This is a genomic window from Cronobacter sp. HA18006, from assembly GCF_011605445.1.
Lineage (GTDB): Bacteria > Pseudomonadota > Gammaproteobacteria > Enterobacterales > Enterobacteriaceae > Cronobacter > Cronobacter sakazakii.
The window spans coordinates 328,067-353,034 of sequence record NZ_JAANQB010000020.1; the positions used below are offsets into that span (position 1 = coordinate 328,067).

General features: G+C 56.0%; 23 protein-coding genes and 1 other annotated feature. Of the genes, 8 read left to right on the forward strand and 15 right to left on the reverse strand.

Going from position 1 to position 24,968, the window contains the following annotated elements; translation table 11 throughout:
- Positions 1-89 precede the first annotated feature (89 nt).
- The 10 genes from recR to G9X48_RS10685 all read right to left on the reverse strand — a co-directional run bounded on the left by recR (position 90) and on the right by G9X48_RS10685 (position 10,268).
- Entirely contained in the window at positions 90-695 is a 606-nt protein-coding gene (recR, locus tag G9X48_RS10640) for a recombination mediator RecR (RefSeq protein WP_004386895.1), read from the reverse strand.
- 74 nt (positions 696-769) lie between these two features.
- The gene (locus tag G9X48_RS10645) at positions 770-1,855 is read right to left on the reverse strand and encodes a type 1 fimbrial protein (protein WP_237728405.1); all 1,086 of its coding nucleotides are present in this window, start codon (positions 1,853-1,855) and stop codon (positions 770-772) included.
- 48 nt (positions 1,856-1,903) lie between these two features.
- A complete protein-coding gene (locus G9X48_RS10650) occupies positions 1,904-2,479 on the reverse strand; it encodes a fimbrial protein SthD (RefSeq protein WP_076728395.1) in 576 nt (191 codons plus the stop codon).
- A 28-nt stretch (positions 2,480-2,507) separates the two neighbouring features.
- The gene (locus G9X48_RS10655; protein ID WP_097640755.1) at positions 2,508-4,997 is read right to left on the reverse strand and encodes a fimbria/pilus outer membrane usher protein; all 2,490 of its coding nucleotides are present in this window, start codon (positions 4,995-4,997) and stop codon (positions 2,508-2,510) included.
- 95 nt (positions 4,998-5,092) lie between these two features.
- Positions 5,093-5,770 carry a fimbrial assembly chaperone gene (locus G9X48_RS10660; protein WP_097640756.1) on the reverse strand — a complete coding sequence of 226 codons (678 nt, stop codon included), beginning with the start codon at positions 5,768-5,770 and terminating at the stop codon, positions 5,093-5,095.
- Between the two features lie 39 nt (positions 5,771-5,809).
- Positions 5,810-6,550: a fimbrial protein SthA gene (locus G9X48_RS10665; protein WP_260602226.1), complete on the reverse strand. Its 741-nt coding sequence runs from the start codon at positions 6,548-6,550 to the stop codon at positions 5,810-5,812.
- A 158-nt stretch (positions 6,551-6,708) separates the two neighbouring features.
- Positions 6,709-7,041, reverse strand: a complete 333-nt coding sequence (locus G9X48_RS10670; RefSeq protein ID WP_004386900.1) for a YbaB/EbfC family nucleoid-associated protein — start codon at positions 7,039-7,041, stop codon at positions 6,709-6,711.
- Positions 7,042-7,123: 82 nt separating this feature from the next.
- Positions 7,124-9,097, reverse strand: coding sequence for a DNA polymerase III subunit gamma/tau (gene dnaX, locus G9X48_RS10675; RefSeq protein WP_032989219.1), 1,974 nt, complete (start codon positions 9,095-9,097; stop codon positions 7,124-7,126).
- Positions 7,727-7,791, reverse strand: a sequence feature (DnaX frameshifting element). Its footprint overlaps the gene before it by 65 nt.
- A 90-nt stretch (positions 9,098-9,187) precedes the next feature.
- A complete protein-coding gene (gene apt / locus G9X48_RS10680; protein WP_004386902.1) occupies positions 9,188-9,739 on the reverse strand; it encodes an adenine phosphoribosyltransferase in 552 nt (183 codons plus the stop codon).
- Positions 9,740-9,890: 151 nt separating this feature from the next.
- Positions 9,891-10,268, reverse strand: coding sequence for a DUF454 family protein (locus G9X48_RS10685; RefSeq protein WP_012125447.1), 378 nt, complete (start codon positions 10,266-10,268; stop codon positions 9,891-9,893).
- A gap of 66 nt (positions 10,269-10,334) precedes the next feature.
- Here G9X48_RS10685 and G9X48_RS10690 point away from each other — a divergent pair, with 66 nt between their 5' ends.
- Both G9X48_RS10690 and rsmS read left to right on the forward strand, forming a co-directional pair.
- Positions 10,335-10,850 carry a primosomal replication protein gene (locus G9X48_RS10690; protein WP_012125448.1) on the forward strand — a complete coding sequence of 172 codons (516 nt, stop codon included), beginning with the start codon at positions 10,335-10,337 and terminating at the stop codon, positions 10,848-10,850.
- 22 nt (positions 10,851-10,872) lie between these two features.
- Positions 10,873-11,025, forward strand: a complete 153-nt coding sequence (rsmS, locus tag G9X48_RS10695) for a pleiotropic regulatory protein RsmS (RefSeq protein ID WP_007781495.1) — start codon at positions 10,873-10,875, stop codon at positions 11,023-11,025.
- A gap of 39 nt (positions 11,026-11,064) precedes the next feature.
- Here the strand turns inward: rsmS and mscK are convergent, their stop codons facing one another.
- Both mscK and acrR read right to left on the reverse strand, forming a co-directional pair.
- Entirely contained in the window at positions 11,065-14,436 is a 3,372-nt protein-coding gene (gene mscK, locus G9X48_RS10700; RefSeq protein WP_171964809.1) for a mechanosensitive channel MscK, read from the reverse strand.
- Between the two features lie 116 nt (positions 14,437-14,552).
- Positions 14,553-15,218, reverse strand: a complete 666-nt coding sequence (gene acrR, locus G9X48_RS10705; RefSeq protein ID WP_007848023.1) for a multidrug efflux transporter transcriptional repressor AcrR — start codon at positions 15,216-15,218, stop codon at positions 14,553-14,555.
- Between the two features lie 144 nt (positions 15,219-15,362).
- On the opposite strand from acrR, the gene acrA reads away from it, so the two are divergent.
- The 6 genes from acrA to G9X48_RS10735 all read left to right on the forward strand — a co-directional run bounded on the left by acrA (position 15,363) and on the right by G9X48_RS10735 (position 22,210).
- A complete protein-coding gene (gene acrA, locus G9X48_RS10710) occupies positions 15,363-16,568 on the forward strand; it encodes a multidrug efflux RND transporter periplasmic adaptor subunit AcrA (RefSeq protein ID WP_007848022.1) in 1,206 nt (401 codons plus the stop codon).
- 21 nt (positions 16,569-16,589) lie between these two features.
- A complete protein-coding gene (acrB, locus tag G9X48_RS10715; RefSeq protein ID WP_007848020.1) occupies positions 16,590-19,739 on the forward strand; it encodes a multidrug efflux RND transporter permease subunit AcrB in 3,150 nt (1,049 codons plus the stop codon).
- Positions 19,740-20,201: 462 nt separating this feature from the next.
- Complete coding sequence (gene tomB / locus G9X48_RS10720) at positions 20,202-20,576, forward strand: Hha toxicity modulator TomB (protein ID WP_004386908.1); 375 nt, start codon at positions 20,202-20,204, stop codon at positions 20,574-20,576.
- A gap of 26 nt (positions 20,577-20,602) precedes the next feature.
- On the forward strand, positions 20,603-20,821 hold the full coding sequence (locus tag G9X48_RS10725; protein ID WP_004386909.1) for an HHA domain-containing protein: 219 nt from the start codon (positions 20,603-20,605) through the stop codon (positions 20,819-20,821).
- A gap of 208 nt (positions 20,822-21,029) precedes the next feature.
- Positions 21,030-21,581, forward strand: a complete 552-nt coding sequence (gene maa, locus G9X48_RS10730; protein WP_038881336.1) for a maltose O-acetyltransferase — start codon at positions 21,030-21,032, stop codon at positions 21,579-21,581.
- 119 nt (positions 21,582-21,700) lie between these two features.
- The gene (locus G9X48_RS10735) at positions 21,701-22,210 is read left to right on the forward strand and encodes a YlaC family protein (protein ID WP_007891920.1); all 510 of its coding nucleotides are present in this window, start codon (positions 21,701-21,703) and stop codon (positions 22,208-22,210) included.
- 28 nt (positions 22,211-22,238) lie between these two features.
- Here the strand turns inward: G9X48_RS10735 and ykgO are convergent, their stop codons facing one another.
- From ykgO to G9X48_RS10750, 3 genes are all read right to left on the reverse strand, one after another.
- Positions 22,239-22,379, reverse strand: a complete 141-nt coding sequence (gene ykgO / locus G9X48_RS10740; RefSeq protein WP_004386911.1) for a type B 50S ribosomal protein L36 — start codon at positions 22,377-22,379, stop codon at positions 22,239-22,241.
- Positions 22,380-22,382: 3 nt separating this feature from the next.
- Positions 22,383-22,643, reverse strand: coding sequence for a type B 50S ribosomal protein L31 (locus G9X48_RS10745; protein WP_004386912.1), 261 nt, complete (start codon positions 22,641-22,643; stop codon positions 22,383-22,385).
- A 138-nt stretch (positions 22,644-22,781) separates the two neighbouring features.
- Positions 22,782-24,683: a methyl-accepting chemotaxis protein gene (locus G9X48_RS10750; protein ID WP_166499929.1), complete on the reverse strand. Its 1,902-nt coding sequence runs from the start codon at positions 24,681-24,683 to the stop codon at positions 22,782-22,784.
- Positions 24,684-24,968 lie beyond the last annotated feature (285 nt).

The following is a 24,968-nucleotide window of genomic DNA, read 5'->3' on the forward strand; positions in this document are numbered from 1 at the left end:
AGAAATTTTTCAAGCGGCAGGCAAAGCGGGGAACGCTGACTGGTTAAAAGCCGCACAATGCGGCTTTCGTAAGTAGAATCGTTTGACGCTTAAAACGTCATTTTATGCCGCCCGGCAAGCGAGTGCGAAAGCGTGGTGCCGTCGACCATTTCGAGCTCGCCGCCCACCGGCACACCGTGCGCGATACGGCTTGCGTCAACGCCATACTGGGCGCAAAGCTCGGCGATGTAATTGGCCGTCGCCTCGCCTTCCACCGTCGGGTTGGTCGCGAGAATAATCTCTTTTAACGGCTCGGCGGCGAGGCGCTGCTCCAGGCGATCAAGCCCGATATCGTCCGGGCCGATACCGTCGAGCGGCGAAAGATGGCCCATCAGTACGAAATAGCGGCCCGAGAACTGGCCGGTCTGCTCGATGGCGTGGATATCCGCCGGGCTTTCCACTACGCAAATCTGTCCGTTTTCCTGACGGCGCGGATTGGTGCAGATATTACATTTTTCCTGCTCGGTGAAGGTGCGGCAGTCGGCGCAGTGGCCTATCTCCGACATGGCGCGGGTCAGCGCCTGAGCAAGCCGCATCCCGCCGCTGCGATCGCGTTGCAGCAGCGTAAACGCCATGCGCTGCGCCGATTTCGGGCCCACGCCCGGCAGGCAGCGCAACGCTTCCATCAGTTGAGTCAGCAGAGGACTGGTCTGCATCAGTGAAATTCCTTAACCAAAAACAAAGCGTGTAGATTACCACTTGCGCCTTTATGCACGCACCCTAAACCTGCTTAGTTATAGGATAGCGTAAGCGTTCCGGCCGCGTTGGCTTTGCCAGGCGTGACCTCAGCGCCGGTTTTGTAGTAGTTGGCTGTAAAGAGCAGCGTTTCCGATGCGCCTGCGCCGCCGGGATTCGCCGGATCGGTAAAATAGCTGTAGCGCCGTTCCGCATCATAGGTGCGCTGAGACGTGAGCAGCGGGATCGGCGTGCCGATGGGGAGACCCGCTTTCCCGCTGTCGTAGCCGCCAGACGCGAGTTTCAGATTCAACTGAACGCCGACGCCGGTCGCCACGTCTGACGCGCCGGTATCCGAGAGCGCGATAACCGTATTATTCGCCGTGTCGCCGCTGGCCTGAGGCGCCTGGACTTCCAGCGTGACGTTGGTGCCCGGTTCGCACGAGAGCGTGACCGTTTTTTGCGCCTCGCCCACCTGTGGGTTGTTATCAAACGCTGCCGCGTCGATATCACCCATCACAAAATTCAGCGAGGCCGTGTCTGCGGTGCATCCCATCGCCTTTACATCCACCGCAGAGGAAGAGACATCAAGCTGCGAGGCGATATCGCCGTTCGAACTTATATTTTCGCGCTCGCGGAAATCCACGCGCGCCAGCGGGGATGGCAAAATCAGGCGGCCGCTGCTGATTTTCCCGCCCGTTGCCACCAGCTGTAAACGGTACGCGGAGCCATTTAGCGTATGGCTGCTACCAAACAGGCTGCCGTCGCCATTGCGCCAGTCGTTATCAATAGTGGTTTCATCGTCATACGGCCCGGCCTGGTTGAGGGTAAATACGCGCACCCCAACGCCGTCCAGGTTCGTGGGGTAAATATGCCCGCCCAGCGAGTCGCCCGTTTGCGGCGCATTCAGATAGATAAAGCCAACAAAATAGCCCATGTTACAGTTATGTATCGTCACTTTATCATCGCTACCCGCAATATAACCGGAGTCATATAACACCGTATCTTGCGCATAAGAGCCGCTTTCCACCACGATATGCTCCGGCAAATGCACCGACGAGACGGAAATATCGTCACTGCGGTCACGCTGGCACGCGGCGTGGGTCGTGGTAGAAAGAAGCGAGAAAAAAAACATGAACATCAAAACAGGCCAGCGCATATCAAACTCTTAAGCGTTATTCAGTGAAGGTTACGGGTAAATAAAATTAATCGTGACGGAACTGCTGAAATCCCCGGCGGTGGGTTTCCCCAGGGGCGAGTACATGCGGGCAATGAGGCTTAACATGCCGCTATGGGTATCGGCCTTAATGGGCACGCTGTAACTGACACCGTTGGCGAGATTCACCAGCGGTTTGCCGTCGAAATTAATTAATTGCAGCCCAAGATCGCCCGCGCCATTTTCCGCCTGATTAGCGTAAATCGCGGTTCCCATCGCACCATTGTCATAGGGCTGACCGCTAAACTGTGCCGTCGCTTCGCTCAGGCCAGCCGTACAGCCGGTTAACTTAACGAGCACAGGAATGCTGGCGCTATTCGCACCGGCGATAGACAAATCCTGTCGGTTGAACGTGCCAAGCTTCACCACGCTCGGCGCTTCGATGTTGCAGGAAGGCCGAATAATCGTGCCGGTGACGGAAAAGTTAATCGTATCCTGACTGCCTGCCGCCAGCCCCGGTACGGGAATCAGTGCGTTGCTGATAAGCAGCGCTAACGCCATTCGACGCCAGCGGCCAGAAAAAACGTCGCGCAACCACGACTTCATCATTTGTTCACTCCCGTGAAAGAGGCGGTGCTTACTCACACGCCGCCTGCTGAAAAATAATCCCGCCAGCGGTTGAAGCCGGTTGCAGCGTATAGTCAACCCGACACTGCTGCGCGCTCTCCGCCCCCCACCTGACCTGCAACTGCCCTTTCGGGCTCAGCCCGGCCAGATAAACCTGCCCGTCCTCGCCGACGATATCGATGTGCGCTGTCGGGTCCGGGTTATCCGATGTTGTGACCAGCGCACCGAAAGGCACGGGTTTGCCATGAAAGGTGAGCGTCAGCATCGCTTTCAGCCCGGCAAAGGTCTGGTAGCGCGCTTTCACCACGGCACCGCGCGTCGGCACCACTTTTTTGGTGATATTTTCAATGTCGGTATCGCTTTCCTGCGCAAGCCCGCTGTCATCGAGCGAAATCGCATTCTCGTGATACGGGCGAACATAAGGCACGACGGCGTTGCCGTGTGCATCGGTGTGGACATTGTTCTGCCCATTGACCGGAATATCCTTCGCGCCTGGTGCCGTGACGATCGCGACACTCTCATTTAGCGTGCGGGAGAACGTCAGGCCATCGGCGTGCGCGACCATTCCGCCCCGCAGCGCATAGTTATAGCGGCTGGTAAAATTGTCATAACCGTAGCCGCCGGACATTTCGCCCCATGAATTCTGATAGTTAAGACTGACGTTGCCGTTCGTTTTCTTATTGGTGGCGTTATAGCCTTCCTGCACTTGCCAGTTGAGGCTATTGCCGGCAAGCGCCGAACCGCTCATGCCAAGGCTGTGCATTGTGGCACCGTGCGCGCTGCTGTTCATGGCGTAGTTCATTGAGGCGGAGGCGAGTTCCCCCTTATGGTCGAACGCACTGAAGGGCACATTGACAGTCAACGCAATAAGGCTATCGTTGGTTCGCTTAGTGTCATCGCTGCCGGTAACGTTCATGTTCCGGGCATAGCTAATAAAATAAGTAATCTGCCCCCAGTTATTGCCATATCCCAGGTTCATTGAGGTCATTTGCGACTGGTTCCAGTAGCGCTCTTTCATCAGCGATAACGAAAGCGAGCCCACTTTGGTACTTTGCGATAACGTGACGTCAAAGCGGTGCTGCGCATGGTCGGTGTTATCGATCTCTTCAGCGGTGTCGCGGGCGTTAATCAGATCCTGAAAAGAGTAAAAGCCGCGCGTCGCGTAGCGATAACTGGCGACGGAAATATCCGTGCCGGTTTCCTGCAACGTTTTGCTATAGCGCATACGCCAGGCCTGCCCGGTACTGCTTTTCATATTGCCGGGGGTTAATCGATCGGCGAGTTGCGCTTTGGCCTGTGTCACATCTACCGACAGCGCGCCGAAATTCCCGAGATTCGCGCCAATCCCCAGCGCATAGCTGGAGTAGATATCCTGCGCCTGAGTGATACCCCCGTAGAACGTGAGCGCGTTGGATAGCCCCCAGGCCGCGTCAGACTGGATAAAATCCAGCGCGTTTTTTGCATCGCCATCGTTGCGGGTCGTGCCGGCAACCAGCGAATACGTTAACTGATGCTCGCGCTGTAACACCGCCAGCGACGCAAAAGGCACGACAAAATTCTGCTCGCTGCCGTCTGACTCTTTCACCGTCACGTTCAGGTTACCGGCGCTACCGGTCGGGTAGATATCATCGATTTCAAACGGCCCCGGCGGCACAGAGGTTTTGTAAATGCTGTTGCCGTTCTGATAAACCGTCACTTCTGCGTCGCTGCGGGCAATACCGCGTACCACAGGCGCGAAGCCCTGCTGACTGTCCGGCAGCATGTCATTATCGGACGCCAGCGACACGCCGGTGTACGCGACACTGTCGAAGACTTTGGCGTCAGTATTTCCTTCGCCTATCATCAGCTGGCTTTTCAGCGGACGAATATCACGGGAGACGTGGCTGTAGACCGAATGCCACTGATGTTTTCCATCGTTGATGTTAAGCGTTGAGTAGTTACGCAGTCGCCAGGCCCCGAAGTTAAACCCCGGCTGGAGGCTGACGAACTGGCTGTGACGCACAGCATCGTTCACGCGCGACGTGGTGGTCTGCCCGGAAAAACTGTAATTCAAAAGCCCGGCGGTGATGCCGTCATCCCATTTTTCTTCGGGCACATAACCGCGCGCGCGATGCGTCATCGCCAGTTGCGCAATGGAGAGTTCAAAACGTTGCTGATTGAGTATTAACCGGGCGGACACGCCCTGGATAGCCAGCAGGTTAGCGCAGGTCTCACCCTGTTTTGTCAGATCCGGATAATTTTCAACCTTGATGTTCCATTGGCGTAGCTGTTCCAGCGTGAGGCACGGCAACAGCAGGCGTTTATTCTCCGCCGTGTCGACATAACGGAAAGTAAAAGTACCGGCATCGACTAATTCACCGTTGATATAAATATCGACGTTGTAATCCCCCGCCGGAGTTTGCTCCTCGCTGAATAAATTCAGATCAAGCGCTGAGGCTGACGTTTCGCTGGTCTCCAGCAGATGCGGATTAAAATATTCATTTGCCCGGGCTACTCGCATTGCAGAAAACGCTGCGCAGATTATCCCGAGGGTAATCACTGGCCGTATTTTCGTTAATGATGTCATTGCGCGATGCCCGGTCATAAATGCAAAAATTAATATCTGGCGGTGTGTTCGTTTCCACGCATGCCAAAATCGTTAATTATCTGCCATTTTACCTCACCATGACTTTGCGCTTTGGGCAGTGAAAAATCGGCGCTGGAAAAAGGCGCGACAAACGTGGCACTCTTCACCGGTGTATTATTCACCGTGACGGTGGATAAATTCATATAATACGGCGTGGGGTTATTTACTTTTACTGCATTACCGTCAGCGCTCCACGTTAATTTATCGGCGACGGATTCGGGCACATTGCCACACAGGCTAGCCGGGCGGTAAATTAATTTAATGCGCGAGTTAATGGCAATTTGCACTTCATTTTTGGCAGGTATTCCCTCCATTGCCGGAATCCCTTTGACATTCAGCCAGAACATAGACTCGCGATCGTCAGGCAACGTTTTTCCGGAGCGAACAATACGCACAGAGGCTTTTTCACCGGCGTTCAGACGAAACAGCGGCGGCGTAATAATCATCGTGTCTTTTGCTGCGGAATCTGCCGAGACAGGCGATATCCAGGACTGCACCAGGTTGGCGGTTTTGTCTTTATTCTGTACGGATAATGTCGCCGCTTTTTGTTGACCATCGAAGATGACACGCGTGCCGCCGACGACAACACTCGCCTGTGCAGCGCTGACAGAAAGTGCGCAAAGCAGCGCGATTACTAACGGTTTCATAGAAAACTCCGGATAGAAGGAGGGTTGCCCCTCCTTTGATTACTGGTAACTGATGCTGTACGTTAATGTGCTAACCACATTCCCTTTCGTGACGCCGGTGCCGGTCGCCACCAGTTGCGCGGTATAATCCACAGTGACGTCGCCGCCTTCCGCCGGTAACGTAATATCCGTATTACCGTCGTTCACATATACCGTGTCGGTGCCATACTGTTTCAAAAGCACACCAACATTTGTCGCGGCATCGGTCGTGGCGATGTTTTTGAAATAACTGTCATCGCCATCGGTTTCGCCGTTAAATTTAATATTGGCTTTCGCAGGACTGCCTGCCGGGCAGGAAGAAAGGGTGATGGTAAAAAGTTTAGGCGCACCCGTATCGCCTTTATTTACCAGATCCGATTTAACGGTTTCACCTAATTCAACAGTGGAACTGCCGTCGCCTACTGTTACCGTACAGGCGGCATCAAGCACTTTTCCGTTGAATGTGATGGTTTGGCTATTGGCGAGCGCCGCTTCAGAAGCACACAGCGCTGCAAGCACGGCAATAACACCGCAACCGCCTTTCGTTAATTGCATCATAATTTGATTTATTCCTTTAGATAAATTAACAAAGCATTCCTGTGACTTTATTAATTCCATTCGCATTACTAAATCGAGAATTAACTCCTTTTTACTCTCATTGTTGAATGGCGGTATTTCCCAACCTGAAAAGCCGTGATAAAACCGGCCATTATTATTACACCTCTCTGAACCATATAAATTCAGGAGGGGAATAATATTCACGCATAGTAATAATCATGGGTAATTCATACAATTAACGAATACTTAAAGAGAGTTTTACTGGCGTCTTCAGAACCGGCGTTCCGGCCAGAATCAAAGATATAGAAGAGATTTAGAGGGGAAAAGCGGGACGACAGGCGGAGCCTGCCGTCCGGGGGACATCAGAACGGCATTTTGAAGCCTGGCGGCAGCTGCATGCCAGAAGAGACAGACGCCATTTTCTCTTTCTGCGTCTCTTCGATGCGGCGCGCGGCGTCGTTGAACGCGGCGGCAACCAGATCTTCCAGCATTTCTTTATCGTCTTCGAGCAGGCTCGGATCGATTTCCACACGACGGCAGTTGTGCGCGCCGTTGATGGTCACTTTAACGAGGCCAGCGCCAGATTCGCCCGTCACTTCCAGCTGGGCGATTTCTTCCTGCATCTTCTGCATTTTTTCCTGCATCTGCTGGGCCTGTTTCATCAGGTTGCCCAGACCGCCTTTACCACCAAACATAAGCTTCTCTCTTTTGCTTCAGGTCGCTGACGGCAGTGCCGACAGCGAGGCCAAGGGTTACAACAGGCAGCGGCACTGCCTGTCAAAGGGGGCGAATACTCTCTTCATCCAGATCCGCATCGAAGAAACGACGCAGCGTCTGAATATTGGTATCCGCGATAATCGCTTCTCTCGCCTGGGCGAGTTTCTCTTCGTAAATCGCCTGCCGCCACTCCAGCGGCGTCCGGTGCGCCAGATTATCATCTTCAATGATAGTCAGTTCAACCGGCGCGCCGTACAAAACGCCGAGCGCGTCAGCGAGCGTTTTCTGTGCCGACGCCGAGTTAAGGTGACGCTGCGACGGGCGCAGATGCAGGCGAACCGTCTGCCCGTCCTGCTCTTTCCAGGCATTCAGCGCCACCTGCTCCACCAGTTTCGGCACCTGCAGGCGGCTGACCTCGGCGGCCCATTCGTCACGGGCAATCGCCTCTTCGGCGAGTTTGGCGGCAAGCTCCGGCGTCTTTTCATGCTCCAGCGCTTTTTTCAGCGCCCGCGGCGTGGCGACAGGGGCCTGCTGCGCCTGCGGCACAATATTTTTCGCTTTCCAGCGATACGCCTCTTTTTTGGCCGGGGCGTCCTCTTTGACCGCCGCGGGCCGGGACTGCACGCGCTCGGTCACGGACGCCAGCCGCTCCAGCGCGCTGTTATTCACCGGCCGCGCTGTGGCTGGCGCTGCCGGTTCATTCTTTTTTGTTTTGGCCGCTCCCTGCGCGCGCTGCAACTGACTGCGCGCCTGTAGAAGCTGGCTGGTCGTGTCGGGCAGCGGCGTCTGCGCGCCTGGCTGCGGTTGAGAAACAGCTGGCGAAACGGGCTGCTGCGCCTGAGCCTGATAAGCGGGCTGAGAGGCAGGCATTGCCGGCGCTTCAGGCGCGTTCACCACCGGCAGTACGGCGGCAGGCTGTACCTCGCGCTCGGGTTCCGGCAGCGGCGCGCGCGGGTGGAACGCCAGCGCGCGCAGCATCGTCATTTCCACGCCCATCCGGCGCTCCGGCGCCCACGGCAGCTCTTTGCGCCCGATAAGCAGCGTCTGGTAATAGAGCTGAATATCACCCGGCGGCACGACGCGCGCCAGTTCGCGCAGGCGCGGCTCCAGCGGGGCCATATCCGCGCCGAGCGCGGACGGCGAGAGCTGCACCATCGCGACGCGGTGCAGCAGGCCGAGCATTTCGACCAGCAGCGCTTCCCATTCGACGCCGCGCGCGGCAGCGTCGTTAATCTGCTGCATGACGCGCTCGCCGTCGGCGGCAACCAGCGCTTCAATGAGGCTTAACGCCTGATCGTCATCCAGCGTGCCGAGCATCGCGCCTACCGCCTGGGCGGTGACTTGCCCGTCGCCGCTGGCGATGGCCTGATCGGTCAGGCTCAGGGCGTCGCGCAGGCTGCCATCGGCGGCGCGGGCCAGTAGTTGCAGCGCGCGCGGCTCATGCGCGATGCCTTCCTGCGTCAGCACATGTTCAAGCTGCTGGCGGATTTGATCCGGATCCAGCGCCCGCAGATGGAACTGCAGACAGCGGGAGAGGATAGTCACCGGCAGCTTTTGCGGATCGGTAGTCGCGAGCAGGAATTTCACATGCGCAGGCGGCTCTTCCAGCGTTTTCAACAACGCGTTGAAGCTGTGGCGCGAGAGCATGTGCACTTCATCAATCAGATAAACTTTAAAGCGGCCGCGGGCGGGCGCGTACTGGACGTTATCCAGCAGGTCGCGGGTATCTTCCACTTTGGTGCGCGAGGCGGCGTCGATTTCAATCAGATCGACAAAACGCCCCTGCTCGATTTCACGGCAGTTGTCGCACACGCCGCACGGCGTGGCGGTGATGCCGGTTTCACAGTTCAGCCCCTTCGCCAGAAGACGGGCGATAGAAGTCTTGCCGACGCCGCGCGTACCGGAAAACAGATAGGCGTGGTGAATTCGGCCCAGCGATAAACCGTTCGCCAGGGCGGTGAGCACGTGCTCCTGGCCGACGACGTCAGCAAAGGTTTGTGGGCGCCATTTTCGGGCTAAGACCTGATAACTCATGGGCAGGCTCTGAAACGCTTGAGTGGTGGATTCTGAAGGGGTAATGCTAACACAGCCCCACCCGATGGGCGAGGCTGCCGGGAAGGAAGATCAGTGGCCCGGGAACGGCACGAGGCTGTAGCAGGTAATGCCCTGCTTGTTGAGGCGTTCTTCGCCGCCGATGTCGAACAGATTAATGATAAACGCCGCGTCGGTCACTTCGCCGCCCAGACGACGGATAAGCTTCACGGTGGCTTCAATGGTGCCGCCGGTCGCCAGCAGATCGTCGACCACCAGCACTTTGTCGCCAGGCTTTATCGCGTCAACGTGGATCTCCAGCTGATCGGTGCCGTACTCCAGCTCGTAGCTTTCTGCGATCGTTTCACGCGGCAGCTTACGCGGCTTGCGCACCGGGACAAAACCCACGCCCAGCGCCAGCGCGACCGGCGCGCCGAACAGGAAACCACGCGCTTCGGTGCCCACCACCTTCGTGATGCCCGCGTTTTTATAGCGCTCCACTAACAGTTCGATGCTCAGCGCATAGGCTTTAGGGTCTTCCAGCAGGCTGGTGACGTCACGAAAGAGAATGCCCGGCTTCGGGTAATCCTGAATGCTTTTGATGCTATTTTTAAGATATTCAAGCTGCTGCGCAGTTGCGGTCATGAATGTATGCCTGATAAAAACGGTATTACTCACAGGTTGCCGGACACGACTGAAAGGCGAATTTGCTCACCCTTTAATCAACGGCCCCTGTACTCGAAAACGCTCGAATTTACTGGCTGCGCGCGGTAAATGCAACCACTGCGGGCAGGCTTTACCCGTTTTGTTGTTTTTCATCAATCACCGGGATGCGCCACATGAAAATCAACAGCCCGGAAAGGATGACCAACAGCAGAATACGCACCCAGAAAATCTTCACCAGCCACAGTGAGATAGCAAACGTGGCGAGAATAAAAAGCATCGCGCGCGGTTTCGCGCCGGGCGGCATTGCGCGGTGCTGCTGCCAGTGGCGCAGATAACCGCCAAACCACGAGCGGTAGAGCAGCCAGTGGTGAAAACGCGGCGATGAGCGCGCAAAACACCAGGCGGCCAGCAGCAGAAACGGCGTCGTCGGCAGAAGCGGCAGCACCACGCCGAGCGTCGCCAGCACTACCGCCAGCCACCCCAGGATGAGTAAAATAGTCCTTTGCATAATCGTACTCGCGAAAGCTGGTGATGTACTGTAGCACAGCCCGCATGGCCAGACGCCCGGAGTAAAATGAGAACGCCCCTATTATTACAATCGCTGAAGACCCGTGTCGCCGCGCTGCATACGCTTATCGGGCCGCTCGCCTCGCAGCGTCACTTTTCACCGCGCTTCGACAGACAGCTGTTTGCATGCCGCGGCGCGCGGCTCGGTGATTATCTGACGGAAGCCGAAGAGAGCCTCACGCACCTGGAAGCGGCGGTGAATCAGGGTGACGCGACGCGCGTGGCGTGGCTTGCCGAACGGCTCGCGGCTCAAATCGAGGCGTTACAGCGCGAGGCGGCCACCGCCACGCTGCGCCGTCATGAGAACGCGCATTTGCCCGGCGGTCGGCTCCACGCGCGGCTTGCGGAGTATCAGGAATATGAACGTCGCCTGCTGGCAATGAAAAACGAGCGCGAGCAACGCTATGCGGAACGCCATGACCCGCAACTGGCGCGTGAAATCACCGCGCTTGACGAGCGCCTTACGCGCTGTCGCACGGCTATCGCCCGCACCGAGCGCGCGCTTGAGCGCATTACGCGCTGAATCAATGACGAGGAGAGAAACGATGTCGCTGGAACAAGCCCCTGATGAGGTCAAGCTCGCGGTCGATTTGATTATGCTGCTGGAGAATCATGACATTGCGCCGCAGACGGTGCTGGCGGCGCTGGAGATTGTGCGTAACGACTATCTGCGAAAGCTTGCCGAAGCAGAACAGTAATCGCCCTTCCCCCTGGTGGGGAAAGGGCGAGAACCGGCGTCAGGCTTTGGCGGCGTTCGCCTCGCCGTTATCGTCACTGCGTAAATCGCGTTTCACTTCGGTGTGCGTCTCGCCGTTGTTGTTATGCAGATGCACTTCCAGCTGGTTGAAGGCGATATCGATATTATTTTCACGGCACAGTCTGTCGATGGTGCGGTTCAGCTCATCCACGGTATAGCTGCGGTCGCGCAGTTCACGCACATACAGGCGCAGTTCGTGATCCAGCGAGCTTGGCCCGAAAGTGGTGAAGAACACCGCCGGTTCCGGATCGTGCATCACTTTCGGGTGATCCATCGCCGCTTTCAGTAAGATCTCGCGCACTTTGTCGAGATCCGATCCATACGCCACGCCAAGGCGGATCACCACGCGGGTGATGGTATCGGTCAGCGACCAGTTGATGAGACGCTCCGTCACAAACGCTTTGTTCGGGATAATCACTTCTTTACGGTCAAAGTCGGTAATGGTCGTGGCGCGGATGCGGATTTTGCTGACCGTGCCCGAGAAGGTGCCGATGGTGACGGTATCGCCGATACGCACCGGGCGCTCAAACAGGATAATCAGGCCAGAAACAAAGTTACCGAAGATCTCCTGGAGGCCGAAACCGAGACCGACCGACAGCGCCGCCGCCAGCCATTGCAGTTTATCCCACGACACGCCGAGCGAGCCGAACACGGTCATCGCGCCCGCCGCGATAATCACATAGTTCAGGATGGTCGTAATGGCGTACGACGCGCCCTGACGCATTTTCAGGCGCGAGAGCACCAGCACTTCCAGCAGGCCTGGTAAGTTGCGAATCAGCGCCCAGGCGACCATAAACGCCACCACCGCGAACAGAATACTGCCGAGCGTCACGTTCTTCGTGACCGCCGCTCCGGCCTCGGTGCCGTTGTAGTGCCACAGCACAATGCTGTCGAGATAGGCGAAGACGGTAATTAAATCAGACCAGATAGCCCAGAACACCACGCCGAACAGCGCGAACATCAAAAGCATGGTGATACGCAACGTCTGCTGGTTCACCTGATCGAGCGCCAGCGACGTTTCCTCTACCGGCTCGGCCCCTTCGGCACCCTCTTTCACCATATTCTGGCGTCGCGCCACCGCACGGCGATACGCAATGCGGCGCGCCGCGACGCTCAGGCCGCGCAACACGGTCTGATAGAGCAAGTTCCAGACAATCACCAGATAGACGGTATCTATCCAGCGCCCGGCGAGACGCAGCGTGGTATAGAAATAGCCTGTGGCGGTGAGCACCAGCAGCGCGACCGGTACAATCGAGAGCACAGTGACCGTGACCAGCCGCATGGTGTGCGACTCTTTATCACGCCAGCTGTCGCGGCACATCGGCCACACCAGGGCGCTGATTAACAGCAGATTCAGGAAAATCATGCTCTGGCCGAGCACGTCGTCCATCAGATGCAGCGGTGAGAGTTCTGCCAGTACCGACCAGAACAGCAGTGGCAACAGCGCCAGGCTGACGCGCACAATCTGACGACGCCAGTGGCTGGTCAGCGTGGCTGGCATATTGAAGTGGCTGACCGCCATACCGTCTTTTTCCAGCACACGCCAGCAGAGGCCGAAGACCAGCCAGAACACCGCCAGCTCTTTGCTGAACGCCCAGAGCAGATCGCTGATGTTCAGCTGCATCACATAAAGGATGAGCCCGACGGCCAGAATAATCAGGCAAACCGGTAGCGCGCGGACGAGATTAATCAGTATCGCTTTCGGCGTGTGCAACTGGCTGTCGTTGCGCAGCTGACCGACTTCGCCCGCAAGCGTATTGAGGTACTGACGCAGCCAGCCGAAACGCCAGCGGATAAGCCCGGCAATCAGCAACAGCGGCAGCCCCGCCAGCAGCGCTTTTAACATCGCAGGCCAGGCTTTCTCCCAGTTAAAGGTGATTTTCATCGACTTCAACTGATCGTGCAGCGCCTGCGGGAAGGCTTTTACCCACTCCCAGTCCATCGGTTTGTTACTGTTCACCCAGAAGATCTGCTGAGTGAGCATTTCCCGTAGGTTGGTGCTGACGCTCATTAACTGCTGCTGATTGATTTGCAGGTTAATCGCCATCATCAGCTGGTTGCCGAGCTGCTTGTTGAGCTGATCCAGCAGCTCACGGCGCATATCGACCACCTGTAACAGCGCGTCATGTACGTCGTCGTTGATTTCGCTTTTGTGCCCCTCTTCCAGCTTCTCGACGAAGGCGTCGTTCTGGAACAGGGCGTCGCGCTGCTGGTTCACCTCGAACTGTTCAAGACGCAGATCCGCAATGCGGTTGGTCATATCTTCCAGCTCATCGGCGGAGGGCAGCGTTTGTTGTTGCTGATACAGAATGCGCGACAGCAACAGGCTGCCTTTCAGCACAGAGATCTGCTCTTTGAGGTTGCGCTCAGATTGCAGCGCGCGGTCGAGCCAGTTCTTCACCCGGATATTCTGTTGCACCAGCGTATTGCCGCTCTGGGTCGCGTCGATCAGGCGCTGGCTGAGCTGGTGGTTGAACTCCAGCTCCTGGCGTACCAGCGGGTTGTTCTGAATGCTGGAAGCGTCTTCCGGGGCTATCGCCTCCTGCGCGGTTTTCTCGGTCAGCGTCAGACGTTTGCTGTTCACCGCCTCCTGCAACAGCTGTAACTGATGCTCAAGACGGTTGATATTCGCGGTGGTGTAGTCGCGCTGTTTCTGCAGCGCGTCCTGCAGAACCGTGTTGCCTTCAAGACTTTTACGCTGCTGTTCTATCTGGGCGTTGAGCAGTGCCTGTTGCGCGAGCAGGAGCGTCTGCTGCGACGGGCGCAGTGCCTCTTCACCAGGTGCGGTGCCATTCAGGCGATTGCGGATCTGCTGAAGCTGCTGCGAGGCGTTGTACATCGCGTTCTGGACGCGCTCCGGCTGGGTCTGTAGCGAGACCAGCTGGCTGTTGTACGTCGCGAGATCGTTTTGTGCGGTTTGCAGGTCGTCAAGGACGGAGGTGACGCGCGACTCCAGCTGGCGCAGCGACAGGTTTTTCAGCGTCTGGCGCACCACCTCGTCGCTGTCCTGGTTTTGCAGCGCGCTGAGGTTGTCTGTCGCCTGGCGCATTTTCTCGGGCGCCTGCATGACCTGCTGGCGCAACTGCACGGTTTCTTGTTTGATGCGCTCGATTTTATCCAGCGTCTCAAGCGTCGCCGTCAAATCTTCGGTTGTCAGTTTGTCCTGCGCGGAGTGGTTTTTTTGTTTGCCGAGCGCGTCGAGCTGCGCCTGCACGTCAGCGCGTGACGGAAGATCGCCGCTCGCAGGAGCCGCCTGCGCCGCAACGGACAACAGCGCGCCGAACACCAGCAGAACGGCAAAAAGTACAGCGGACGCCAGGCGTCGCGAAAGGATTGTGTGCTGCATAATCATTTGAATGAAGTCATGGCCGGACCGCACGCGGAATGCCTGCGGGGATACTGGAACGGCGCTGAGAATACCACGGCTCTCGCGCATGGAATAGCGGCCCGCCGGGCTTTAAGAATATTTTAGCAGGCGTCTTGTGCGGGCGCGGCATCCGGGGCGCGGCGCAGGCTCGGGCAAAACTGATACATCTCCAGTAAAATCGCCACCAGTTCGCGCGCTTCGCTTTTAAGATCAAACGTCTGTGGCGCAAAAAGCCAGTTTTCCACCAGGCCTGAAATATAGCTGCGCATCAGGATAGCGGCGCGGCGGGTTTGCAGGTTTTCCGGCAGCATGCCGCTTTGTATGCACTGCCTTAATGTGTGTTCGATACGGTCGTAACTCTGGAAGCACAAACTGCGGTGCGCCTGTTGCACCACAGCCATTTCTCCAACAAACTCACATTTGTGATAAATTATTTCCATCATCAGGCGACGGCGCTCTTCTGTCACCGTAGCTTCAAGTATATAAACGAGAATCTCCCGTAAAACAGAGAGTGGATCGTCTGGGAATTTTGCCCGATACTCATTTTCAAGATCGCCAATGCTGGCCTCTGATGATTCCCAGATTTCACTAAACAAATCCGACTTGTTCCTGAAATGCCAGTAAATCGCGCCTCGCGTTACGCCCGCCGCCTGAGCAATATCTGAAAGGGACGTGGCTGACACACCCTGTTGCGAGAACAAGCGAATCGCCACATCCAGAATGTGTTGACGCGTCTCCAGGGCTTGCTGTTTGGTTTTTCGTGCCATAGGTCGGTGAATTTACAGGAGTCAGACTTACATACATTTTTGTATGTATGTACCATAGCATGACGACACTATAAACGCAGCAATGGGTTTGCGGACTTTTGATCCATTGGTCATTTTTTGGAATCGAACACTCGAGGTTTAGATATGAACAAAAACAGAGGGTTCACGCCTCTGGCGGTCGTTCTGATGCTCTCAGGCAGCTTTGCGCTAACAGGATGTGACGGTGAACAGGCTCAGCAACAAGCGCCACAGGCGCCCGAAGTGGGTGTAGTGACGCTGAAAAGCGAACCTCTGCAAATCACAACTGAACTCCCGGGCCGCACCCTCGCTTATCGTGTGGCGGAAGTTCGTCCGCAGGTCAGCGGCATTATTCTCAAGCGTAATTTTGAAGAAGGCAGCGAGATCAAGGCTGGCGTGTCGCTTTATCAAATCGACCCGGCACCTTATCAGGCCTCTTACGAAAGCGCGAAAGGCGATCTGGCGAAAGCCCAGGCCAGCGCGAATATCGCGCAGGTGACGCTCAGCCGTTATCAGAAACTGCTCGGCACGCAGTACATCAGCAAGCAGGATTATGACAATGCGCAGGCCGAAGCCCAGCAGGCAAACGCCGCCGTGGTCGCGGCGAAAGCGGCGGTTGAAACCGCGCGTATCAACCTCGCGTACACCAAAGTGACCTCCCCTATCAGCGGTCGTATCGGTAAATCGAACGTGACCGAAGGCGCGCTGGTGCAGAACGGCCAGACCACCGCGCTCGCCGTCGTTCAGCAGCTTGACCCTATCTATGTTGACGTGACTCAGTCCAGCAACGATTTCCTGCGCCTTAAACAGGAACTGGCGAGCGGTCAGCTGAAACAGGAAAACGGGAAAGCGAAAGTCACACTCTCAACCGCTGACGGCCTGAAATATCCGCAGGACGGCACGCTGGAGTTCTCCGATGTGACTGTGGATCAGACCACCGGCTCCATCACGCTGCGCGCGATTTTCCCGAACCCTGACCACACGCTGCTGCCGGGCATGTTTGTCCGCGCGCGTCTCGAAGAAGGGGTTAACCCGAACGCGATTCTGGTACCGCAGCAGGGCGTAACCCGTACTCCGCGCGGTGACGCGACCGTCATGGTCGTGGGCGAAGGCGACAAAGTGGAAGTGCGTCCGGTGCAGGTCGGCCAGGCGATGGGCGACAAATGGGTCGTGACGGACGGCGTGAAGGCCGGCGATCGCGTGATCGTCACCGGGTTGCAGAAGGTTCGCCCGGGCGCGCAGGTCAAAGCGCAGGAAGTGACTGACAACCAGCAGCAACAAAAGCAATCCGGCGCCGCTGGTCAGACGCAGTCACAGCAACCGCAGTCTTGAGTTAACAGGAGCCGTTAAAACATGGCTAAGTTTTTTATCGATCGCCCCATCTTCGCGTGGGTGATCGCCATCATCATCATGCTGGCAGGTGGCTTGTCCATTATGAAACTGCCCGTGGCGCAATATCCGTCGATTGCGCCGCCAGCGGTGACGATTAACGCGACCTATCCGGGCGCGGATGCGAAAACGGTGCAGGATACCGTGACGCAGGTTATCGAACAGAACATGAACGGTATCGATGGCCTGATGTACATGTCCTCCACCAGCGACTCTTCGGGCACCGTGCAGATCACGCTGACGTTCGAATCCGGCACCGACGCGGACATCGCGCAGGTACAGGTGCAGAACAAACTGCAGCTCGCTATGCCGCTCCTGCCGCAGGAAGTGCAGCAACAGGGCGTGAGCGTTGAGAAATCCTCCAGCTCGTTCCTGATGGTGTTAGGCCTTATTAACACCGACGGCTCGATGAAGCAGGAAGATATCGCGGACTACGCGGGCGCGAACATTAAAGACCCGATCAGCCGTACCACGGGCGTGGGCGACGTACAGCTCTTCGGTTCTCAGTACGCGATGCGTATCTGGCTCGACCCGAACAAACTGAACAACTTCCAGTTAACGCCAGTGGACGTTATCAGCGCCATTAAAGCGCAGAACGCCCAGGTGGCGGCCGGTCAGCTTGGCGGTACGCCGCCGGTGAAAGGCCAGCAGCTGAACGCCTCGATTATCGCGCAGACCCGTCTGACGTCTGCCGATGAGTTCAGCAAAATCCTGCTGAAAGTCAATCAGGATGGTTCGCGCGTGCTGCTGCGAGACGTGGCGAAGGTTGAGCTCGGCGGCGAGAACTATGACATTATCGCACGCTATAACGGCCAGCCGGCGGCGGGTCTCGGTATCAAGCTCGCGACCGGCGCGAACGCGCTGGATACCGCTGAAGCGGTGCGCAAGACCATTGCCGGTCTTGAGCCGTTCTTCCCAAGCGGTCTGAAAGTTGTTTACCCGTACGACACCACGCCGTTCGTTAAAATCTCTATTTTCGAAGTGGTGAAAACGCTGGTCGAAGCAATCGTGCTGGTGTTCCTGGTGATGTATCTGTTCCTCCAGAACTTCCGCGCGACGCTTATCCCGACCATTGCGGTGCCAGTCGTCTTGCTCGGTACGTTTGCGATACTGGCGGCCTTCGGTTACTCGATAAACACCCTCACCATGTTCGGGATGGTGCTCGCCATCGGTCTGCTGGTGGATGACGCCATCGTGGTGGTTGAGAACGTCGAGCGTGTGATGGCTGAAGAAGGCCTGCCGCCCAAAGAAGCGACCCGCAAATCGATGGGTCAGATTCAGGGCGCGCTGGTCGGTATCGCGCTGGTGCTCTCGGCGGTATTTATCCCGATGGCGTTCTTTGGCGGCTCGACCGGTGCGATTTACCGTCAGTTCTCCATTACTATCGTTTCCGCGATGGTGCTGTCGGTTATCGTGGCGTTGATCCTGACGCCAGCGCTGTGCGCCACCATGCTTAAACCTGTCGCGAAAGGCGATCACGGCGAAGGCAAAAAAGGCTTCTTCGGCTGGTTTAACCGCATGTTCGACAAGAGCACGCACCATTACACCGACAGCGTAGGCAACATTCTGCGCAGCACCGGTCGTTATCTGCTGCTCTATCTGCTGATTGTCGTGGCGATGGCGTTCCTGTTTATCCGTCTGCCAAGCTCGTTCCTGCCGGATGAGGATCAGGGCGTCTTCCTGACGATGGCGCAGCTGCCAGCGGGTGCCACCCAGGAGCGTACCCAGAAGGTGCTGGATGAGGTGACCGACTACTACCTCACCCAGGAGAAAGACAACGTTAACTCCGTCTTTACCGTTAACGGCTTTGGCTTCTCCGGTCGCGGCCAGAACACCGGTCTGGCGTTCGTCTCGCTGAAAAACTGGGATGAGCGTCCGGGTGCGGAAAACAAAGTTCCGGCTATTACCGGCCGTGCGATGGGCCGTTTCTCGCAGATTAAAGATGCGATGGTGTTCGCCTTTAACCTGCCGGCGATTGTGGAACTCGGTACGGCGACCGGCTTTGACTTCGAGCTTATCGACCAGGGCAACCTTGGGCATGACAAGCTGACGCAGGCCCGTAACCAGCTGCTGGGCGAAGCGGCGCAGCACCCGGATCTGCTCTCGCAGGTGCGTCCGAACGGTCTGGAAGATACGCCGCAATTTAAAATCGACATCGACCAGGAAAAAGCACAGGCGCTGGGCGTTTCTATCAGCGATATCAACACCACGCTTGCTTCTGCGTGGGGCGGCAGCTACGTCAACGACTTCATCGACCGCGGTCGCGTGAAGAAAGTGTACGTCATGTCGCAGGCGCAATACCGTATGCTGCCAGGTGATATCAACAATTGGTATGTGCGTGGGACAAACGGCCAGATGGTGCCATTCTCTGCCTTCTCGACGTCTCACTGGGAATATGGCTCACCGCGTCTGGAGCGTTATAACGGCCTGCCGTCCATGCAGATCCAGGGCCAGGCGGTGCAGGGTAAGAGTACCGGTGAAGCGATGGCGATGATGGAACAGCTTGCCAGCAAGCTGCCGACCGGTATCGGCTACGACTGGACCGGCATGTCCTATCAGGAACGTCTGTCCGGCAACCAGGCGCCTGCGCTTTACGCCATTTCGCTTATCGTGGTGTTCTTGTGTCTGGCGGCGCTGTATGAAAGCTGGTCAATCCCGTTCTCGGTCATGCTGGTGGTCCCGCTTGGGGTTATCGGTGCGCTGCTGGCAGCCTCGCTGCGTGGCCTTAACAACGACGTTTACTTCCAGGTGGGTCTGCTCACCACTATCGGCCTGTCGGCGAAGAACGCCATATTGATTGTGGAATTCGCCAAAGATCTGATGGAAAAAGAAGGTAAAGGTCTTATCGAGGCGACGCTTGAAGCGGTACGTATGCGTTTGCGTCCTATCCTGATGACCTCGCTGGCGTTCATCCTCGGCGTAATGCCGCTGGTGATTAGCTCGGGCGCAGGCTCCGGCGCGCAGAACGCCGTCGGTACCGGCGTAATGGGCGGGATGGTGACCGCAACCATTCTGGCTATCTTCTTCGTTCCGGTGTTCTTTGTGGTGGTTCGCCGCCGCTTCAGCCGTAAGAGTGAAGATATCGAGCACAGCCATCCGGTTGAGCATCACTAATAAGAAAGGCCGCAGATGCGGCCTTTTTTTTACCCCTTCCCTGCATACGTGTTTTAACGCTTCGCGCAAAAAAACATCACTCGCGCCTTTCGTTTCTCTTTTTTTCGCTATAAATATTTTATTGGGATTAATCTGATGCAGAAAAAACCTTTATTACAGAATATTCTTCAGGCGTGAATAAATAAACGTTTTAAACTAAGGTTAAACTAAGACTTAAAGGTTAAGTTTTCTTTCTGAATGCGTCTGCGTGCCTTGCCTTTATTGATTCGCGTAAAAGAGTCTGCGCCGATGTGCGATTAACCGCGGAAATGTAATTTTTCGTAATCGTGCCAGGAAAAAATCCCCAGGGTGTTTTATAGTAACAGTAGATTAAAAATGGAGCGCCACGGCTCCAGACACTGGTTGTGTATCTGCCCCTGCGGTGCTGTTGACTAAAATTTTTCGCTAAAAAGGGGATACGTTATGGACGAATACTCACCAAAACGGCATGATATAGCGCAGCTTAAATTTCTTTGCGAAAGCCTGTATCATGATTGCCTTGCCACGCTCGGCGAAAACCAGCATGGCTGGGTTAACGACCCCACTTCCGCCGTTAACCTGCAACTCAACGACTTGATTGAGCATATTGCCAGCTTCGGCCTGAATTATAAAATTAAGCATGAAGATGACGCAGCTCTCATTGAGCAATTAGATGAATATCTGGATGATACCTTTATGCTGTTCAGCAATTACGGTATCAATGCGCAAGATTTACAAAAATGGCGCAAGTCCGGAAACAGGCTTTTCCGGTGTTTCGTAAACGCCAGCAAAGAAAACCCTGTAAGCTTGTCTTTTTAAAAATAGAACAACTACTTAGGTGTATTATGACGACCAAACCATTAACCAAAACCGATTATTTAATGCGACTGAGACGTTGTCAGACAATTGACACGCTTGAGCGCGTTATTGAAAAAAATAAATATGAATTATCCGACAACGAACTGGCGGTATTTTATTCAGCGGCGGATCATCGTCTGGCTGAACTGACGATGAATAAGCTCTACGATAAAATTCCGACCGCCGTGTGGAAGTTCGTTCGTTAATCTCCCGCTATTTTGTATGTGATTATCTGGCTTTGATATTGTCGACGCCATGTTAGTGTCGAGCGATTCGCGTTGTGGGTGCCACACCGGATATGTCCTCCATTAGCATGGCTTCTCTCTCCTGTTCTCTTCCCCTCAAATGCAGTGAATGGTCAGCCGCGCGTTTAGTCGCTACTATCAGAGTTTCCATTCACGGAGCGAAACCACCATGAGCGAAGAGAAACGCAAGATGATTGCGGGCGAGCTTTACCGCCCGAACGACCCGGAGCTGCGTGAGGACCGCCTGCGCGCGCGGCATCTGCTGCATGAATACAATCACAGCGCGCCGGATGCGAAGGCACAGCGTCAGGCGATCCTCAAATCTCTGCTGGGGGAAGCCGGCAACGCGTACATAGAGCCCACCTTCCGCTGCGACTACGGCTATAACATTTACCTGGGCGAGAATTTCTACGCCAATTTCGACTGCGTGATTCTGGATGTCTGTCCGGTGCATATCGGCGCGAACGTTATGCTGGCACCCGGCGTGCATATTTATACCGCCACGCATCCGCTGGATCCGACCGAGCGCAACAGCGGGCTGGAGTTTGCAAAACCCGTCACCCTTGGTGATAACGTCTGGATTGGCGGGCGCGCGATTATTAATCCGGGCGTGACGCTTGGTGATAACGTGGTGGTCGGTTCCGGTGCCGTGGTGACGCATTCCGTGGAAGCCAACTGCGTGGTCGCCGGCAATCCGGCGCGGGTGATTCGCCGCCTTTGAGCGCCGCTTCGGTTAACTGTTATGGTTTTTTGTTGGCCGTCTGTTACTTTTTTCGTGAACGGCGGCCTCATAAAATGCCCATTCCCGCGCACGCGCGACACCGATTCTGAAGGTTTTGCATGACTGAAATCCAGCGACTGCTGACGGCCACCATTGACCGACTCAACAAAGAAGAGAAGCGCGACAACCGTCCACGCTTTAGCATCAGCTTTATCCGTAAGCACCCTGGCCTGTTTATCGCTATGTATCTGGGCTGGCTGGCAACGCTTGCGGTGATGTTACAGTCAGAAACGCTGGCAGGCTCAGTCTGGCTGCTGGTCGTGCTGTTTGTGCTGTTAAACGGCTTTTTCTTTTTTGACGTGAATCCACGCTACCGCTACGAAGATATCGACGTGCTGGATCTGCGCGTGTGCTATAACGGCGAATGGTATAACACCCGCGACGTGCCGGAGAGTCTGATAGAAGAAATTCAGGCGTCCCCGCGCGTGAGCGCTGAACAAAAAGCGCAGCTTGAGAAGATGCTGACTCGTAAGAAAGCCTTATCGTTTTACGATATCTACTCGCTGGATAAAAATAACGGCCCTGCCCGCTCGCCGGTGAATACCGCAACCGCCTCACAGGCGCACTAAAAAAATCGCCCTCTTGCGAGGGCGATGCTTATTTTCTTTTCTTCCTTCCCTGTACCGCTTTAAACCGCGGATTCGTTTTGCAAATCACATACAACCGTCCTTTGCGTCGCACTATCTGACAGTCAGGATGACGTGCCTTCGCGCTCCTCAGTGAATTCAGCACCTGCATGATTTACGCCTTTTTATCGTTAAAGAAGCGACCAAAACGCTGCTGGAAGCGCGCGGCGCTGCCCTCGGTGGTAATGGTCTTCTGGCGCCCGGTGTAATACGGATGCGACGCCGACGACACGTCGATGGTCACATACGGATAGGTTTCGCCATCAAGTTCAATTTCGCGCTCGGTTTTAATGGTCGAACCAACTTTGAAATATTCATTGGCGCTGGTGTCGTGAAACACCACGGTACGGTAATGCGGATGGATATCAGCTTTCATCATTCGCCCCTTTTAAATGTTATAACATAACAATATCGTAAAACGACGCCGCTGAAATTGCAAGCGGCGCTATCACGGGGCGACTGAAAAGAAAAAGCCGACGCATCAGGCGTCGGCTTTTCAGAAGTGAGTAAAAACTTACAGGCGGAAACCGGCCACTACGCGGTCAAGCTGCTGCGTCTGTTCGGTCATCGAGTGCGATGCCGCCGAGACTTCCTGCACCAGCGCCGCGTTCTGCTGCGTCGCGCTGTCGAGCTGGTTAATCGCCAGGTTTACCTGCGAGATACCCGCGCTCTGCTCGCGGCTGGAGGACATGATTTCGCCCATCAGCGTGGTGACGTTGCGCACGCCGCTCAGCAGTTCATCCATCGTTGCGCCCGCTTCATTCACAAGCTTCGTACCAACTTCAACGTTGCTGGCGGAGTTTTCAATCAGCTGTTTGATTTCGCGAGCCGACTGCGCGGAGCGCTGCGCCAGGCTGCGTACTTCCGAGGCAACCACCGCGAAGCCGCGGCCCTGCTCACCCGCACGCGCCGCTTCCACCGCCGCGTTCAGCGCCAGGATGTTAGTCTGGAAGGCGATGCTGTCGATCACCGCGATAATATCCACCACTTTGCCGGACGAACTCTGGATAGCGCTCATGGTGCTGACCACTTCGCGCACCACATTACCGCCCCGCTCCGCCACCTGCGACGCCTGGTGCGCCAGCTCGTTGGCATGTGCGGCGTTATCGGCGTTCTGGCGCACGGTGCTGGTGAGCTGTTCCATTGACGCCGCCGTCTCTTCAATCGAGCTTGCCTGATCTTCCGTGCGCGCCGAGAGATCCTGGTTGCCGCCTGAGATCTGCTGCGACGCCGACGACAGCGCGCGGGCGCTATCACTCACCTGGCGCAGCATAGTTTTCAGGTAATCAATCACGCCGTTGAAGCTGTTGATAATCGCGTTAAATTCCGGGCTGCTGGTGGGCTCCAGGCGCTGCGTCAGATCTGCCCCACCTGCGGAGAGCCGGCTGATATTGCGGTTAAGATCGGCGAGTTTGCCCATCATTGAGCGGATAAACAGCACCAGTACGCCCAGCAGCAGAAGCAGCATCGGGATCTGCACCATGCTCAGGCGCGCGAGGATCGTATCGGTCTGCGCGGTTAACAGCGCGGTCGGCAGATCGACTGCGATAATCCACGGGCTGCCTTTAATGGATTGCAGCATCACGGTATGCGAATCGCCGTCCTGATCATACTCCTGCTCGGTTTTCTCGCCGGGACGGAAAGTGGAAAGCGCTTTCTGCACCGTCTGCGCCATCGGATCGTCGCCGAGGTCTGCCAGTTTCTTCAGGCTCGCGGTTTTACCGACCTGAGCGGCGTCGCCGACAATTTTGCCGTCCGCTTCCACAATCAGCACGCGCCCGGAGATGGCGTCGTTCATCTGTTTCGCGAGCTGATTAAAGAAGCCCAGCGTCACGTCGATGGTCGCAACTCCCCACGGCTGGCCATCTTTGGTAATGACCATCGCGCAGTTGGTGCGCGGCTGCGGGCTCGCGTCATCCTGATACGCGTTTGCCCAGGCGCAGTGGCTGGCAGGCGAATTCAGACCCGCTTTATACCAGACCTGTTCGTAGTAATTTGGTGCCGCGTCGGAGTTCCAGTAGGTATTCACTTCGAGCTGATTGCTGGCGTTACGCGCAAAGAAGGTGCTGAATTTATTACGCCCCGCCTCGCGTTTTTCCGGCAGCGGCCAGACGCCGCCGCCAAATACATTCACATCCTGGTACTGGTCCACCAGCGCCGGTAACAGCCGGTCGATTTCATCGCTCTGCATCGCCGCGACGCTCTGCGTCACGCTGCGCATCTGCGCCTGCACGCGGTTCATCTGCTCAACGATGCTGAACGCCACGTTATCCACTTCATAACGGATAATCCGCGTCTCGGTGCGTTTAATTTCCGGCGTGACGAAAAAGTGGATCACCAGAGCGGTAATGCCGCTCAGGGCAGCAAGAAAGAGACAGAGTAAAAAGATAAATCTGGCCTGCGTTGTTTTTAGCATTATTGTTCACCTGGAAGGATCAGAGGGTTCTTCATTCAGGACAACGGCAGCGCAGCGCTAAACTTGAAGGCAGAATGCATGTTAGAAAATTAACAAAAAATTAACTCATTGACGGATAAAACAAATCCATTTTTCATGGAAACATTTTGAAATAATTACTTATGCGTCAGCCAGAAATCCTTTTTACCCCATGACGTTATAAATCAGAAAAGAACGATATTGGGCGCGCAGGCGTCTTTCGGGCAGTGTGGCGGTATGGCAACAAATGAAGGAGACACCCATGCG

Excerpts from the sequence above, each read along its gene's own strand:
- maa (WP_038881336.1), top strand. The coding sequence starts at position 21,030 with ATGAGCGAAGAGAAACGCAAGATGATTGCGGGCGAGCTTTACCGCCCG.
- acrR (WP_007848023.1), bottom strand. The coding sequence starts at position 15,218 with ATGGCACGAAAAACCAAACAGCAAGCCCTGGAGACGCGTCAACACATT.
- G9X48_RS10670 (WP_004386900.1), bottom strand. The coding sequence starts at position 7,041 with ATGTTTGGTGGTAAAGGCGGTCTGGGCAACCTGATGAAACAGGCCCAG.
- tomB (WP_004386908.1), top strand. The coding sequence starts at position 20,202 with ATGGACGAATACTCACCAAAACGGCATGATATAGCGCAGCTTAAATTT.
- rsmS (WP_007781495.1), top strand. The coding sequence starts at position 10,873 with ATGTCGCTGGAACAAGCCCCTGATGAGGTCAAGCTCGCGGTCGATTTG.
- acrA (WP_007848022.1), top strand. The coding sequence starts at position 15,363 with ATGAACAAAAACAGAGGGTTCACGCCTCTGGCGGTCGTTCTGATGCTC.
- recR (WP_004386895.1), bottom strand. The coding sequence starts at position 695 with ATGCAGACCAGTCCTCTGCTGACTCAACTGATGGAAGCGTTGCGCTGC.
- acrB (WP_007848020.1), top strand. The coding sequence starts at position 16,590 with ATGGCTAAGTTTTTTATCGATCGCCCCATCTTCGCGTGGGTGATCGCC.
- G9X48_RS10660 (WP_097640756.1), bottom strand. The coding sequence starts at position 5,770 with ATGAAACCGTTAGTAATCGCGCTGCTTTGCGCACTTTCTGTCAGCGCT.
- G9X48_RS10725 (WP_004386909.1), top strand. The coding sequence starts at position 20,603 with ATGACGACCAAACCATTAACCAAAACCGATTATTTAATGCGACTGAGA.
- apt (WP_004386902.1), bottom strand. The coding sequence starts at position 9,739 with ATGACCGCAACTGCGCAGCAGCTTGAATATCTTAAAAATAGCATCAAA.
- mscK (WP_171964809.1), bottom strand. The coding sequence starts at position 14,436 with ATGATTATGCAGCACACAATCCTTTCGCGACGCCTGGCGTCCGCTGTA.
- ykgO (WP_004386911.1), bottom strand. The coding sequence starts at position 22,379 with ATGCAGGTGCTGAATTCACTGAGGAGCGCGAAGGCACGTCATCCTGAC.
- dnaX (WP_032989219.1), bottom strand. The coding sequence starts at position 9,097 with ATGAGTTATCAGGTCTTAGCCCGAAAATGGCGCCCACAAACCTTTGCT.
- G9X48_RS10750 (WP_166499929.1), bottom strand. The coding sequence starts at position 24,683 with ATGCTAAAAACAACGCAGGCCAGATTTATCTTTTTACTCTGTCTCTTT.
- G9X48_RS10685 (WP_012125447.1), bottom strand. The coding sequence starts at position 10,268 with ATGCAAAGGACTATTTTACTCATCCTGGGGTGGCTGGCGGTAGTGCTG.
- G9X48_RS10690 (WP_012125448.1), top strand. The coding sequence starts at position 10,335 with ATGAGAACGCCCCTATTATTACAATCGCTGAAGACCCGTGTCGCCGCG.
- G9X48_RS10735 (WP_007891920.1), top strand. The coding sequence starts at position 21,701 with ATGACTGAAATCCAGCGACTGCTGACGGCCACCATTGACCGACTCAAC.
- G9X48_RS10645 (WP_237728405.1), bottom strand. The coding sequence starts at position 1,855 with ATGTTCATGTTTTTTTTCTCGCTTCTTTCTACCACGACCCACGCCGCG.
- G9X48_RS10650 (WP_076728395.1), bottom strand. The coding sequence starts at position 2,479 with ATGATGAAGTCGTGGTTGCGCGACGTTTTTTCTGGCCGCTGGCGTCGA.
- G9X48_RS10745 (WP_004386912.1), bottom strand. The coding sequence starts at position 22,643 with ATGAAAGCTGATATCCATCCGCATTACCGTACCGTGGTGTTTCACGAC.
- G9X48_RS10655 (WP_097640755.1), bottom strand. The coding sequence starts at position 4,997 with ATGCGAGTAGCCCGGGCAAATGAATATTTTAATCCGCATCTGCTGGAG.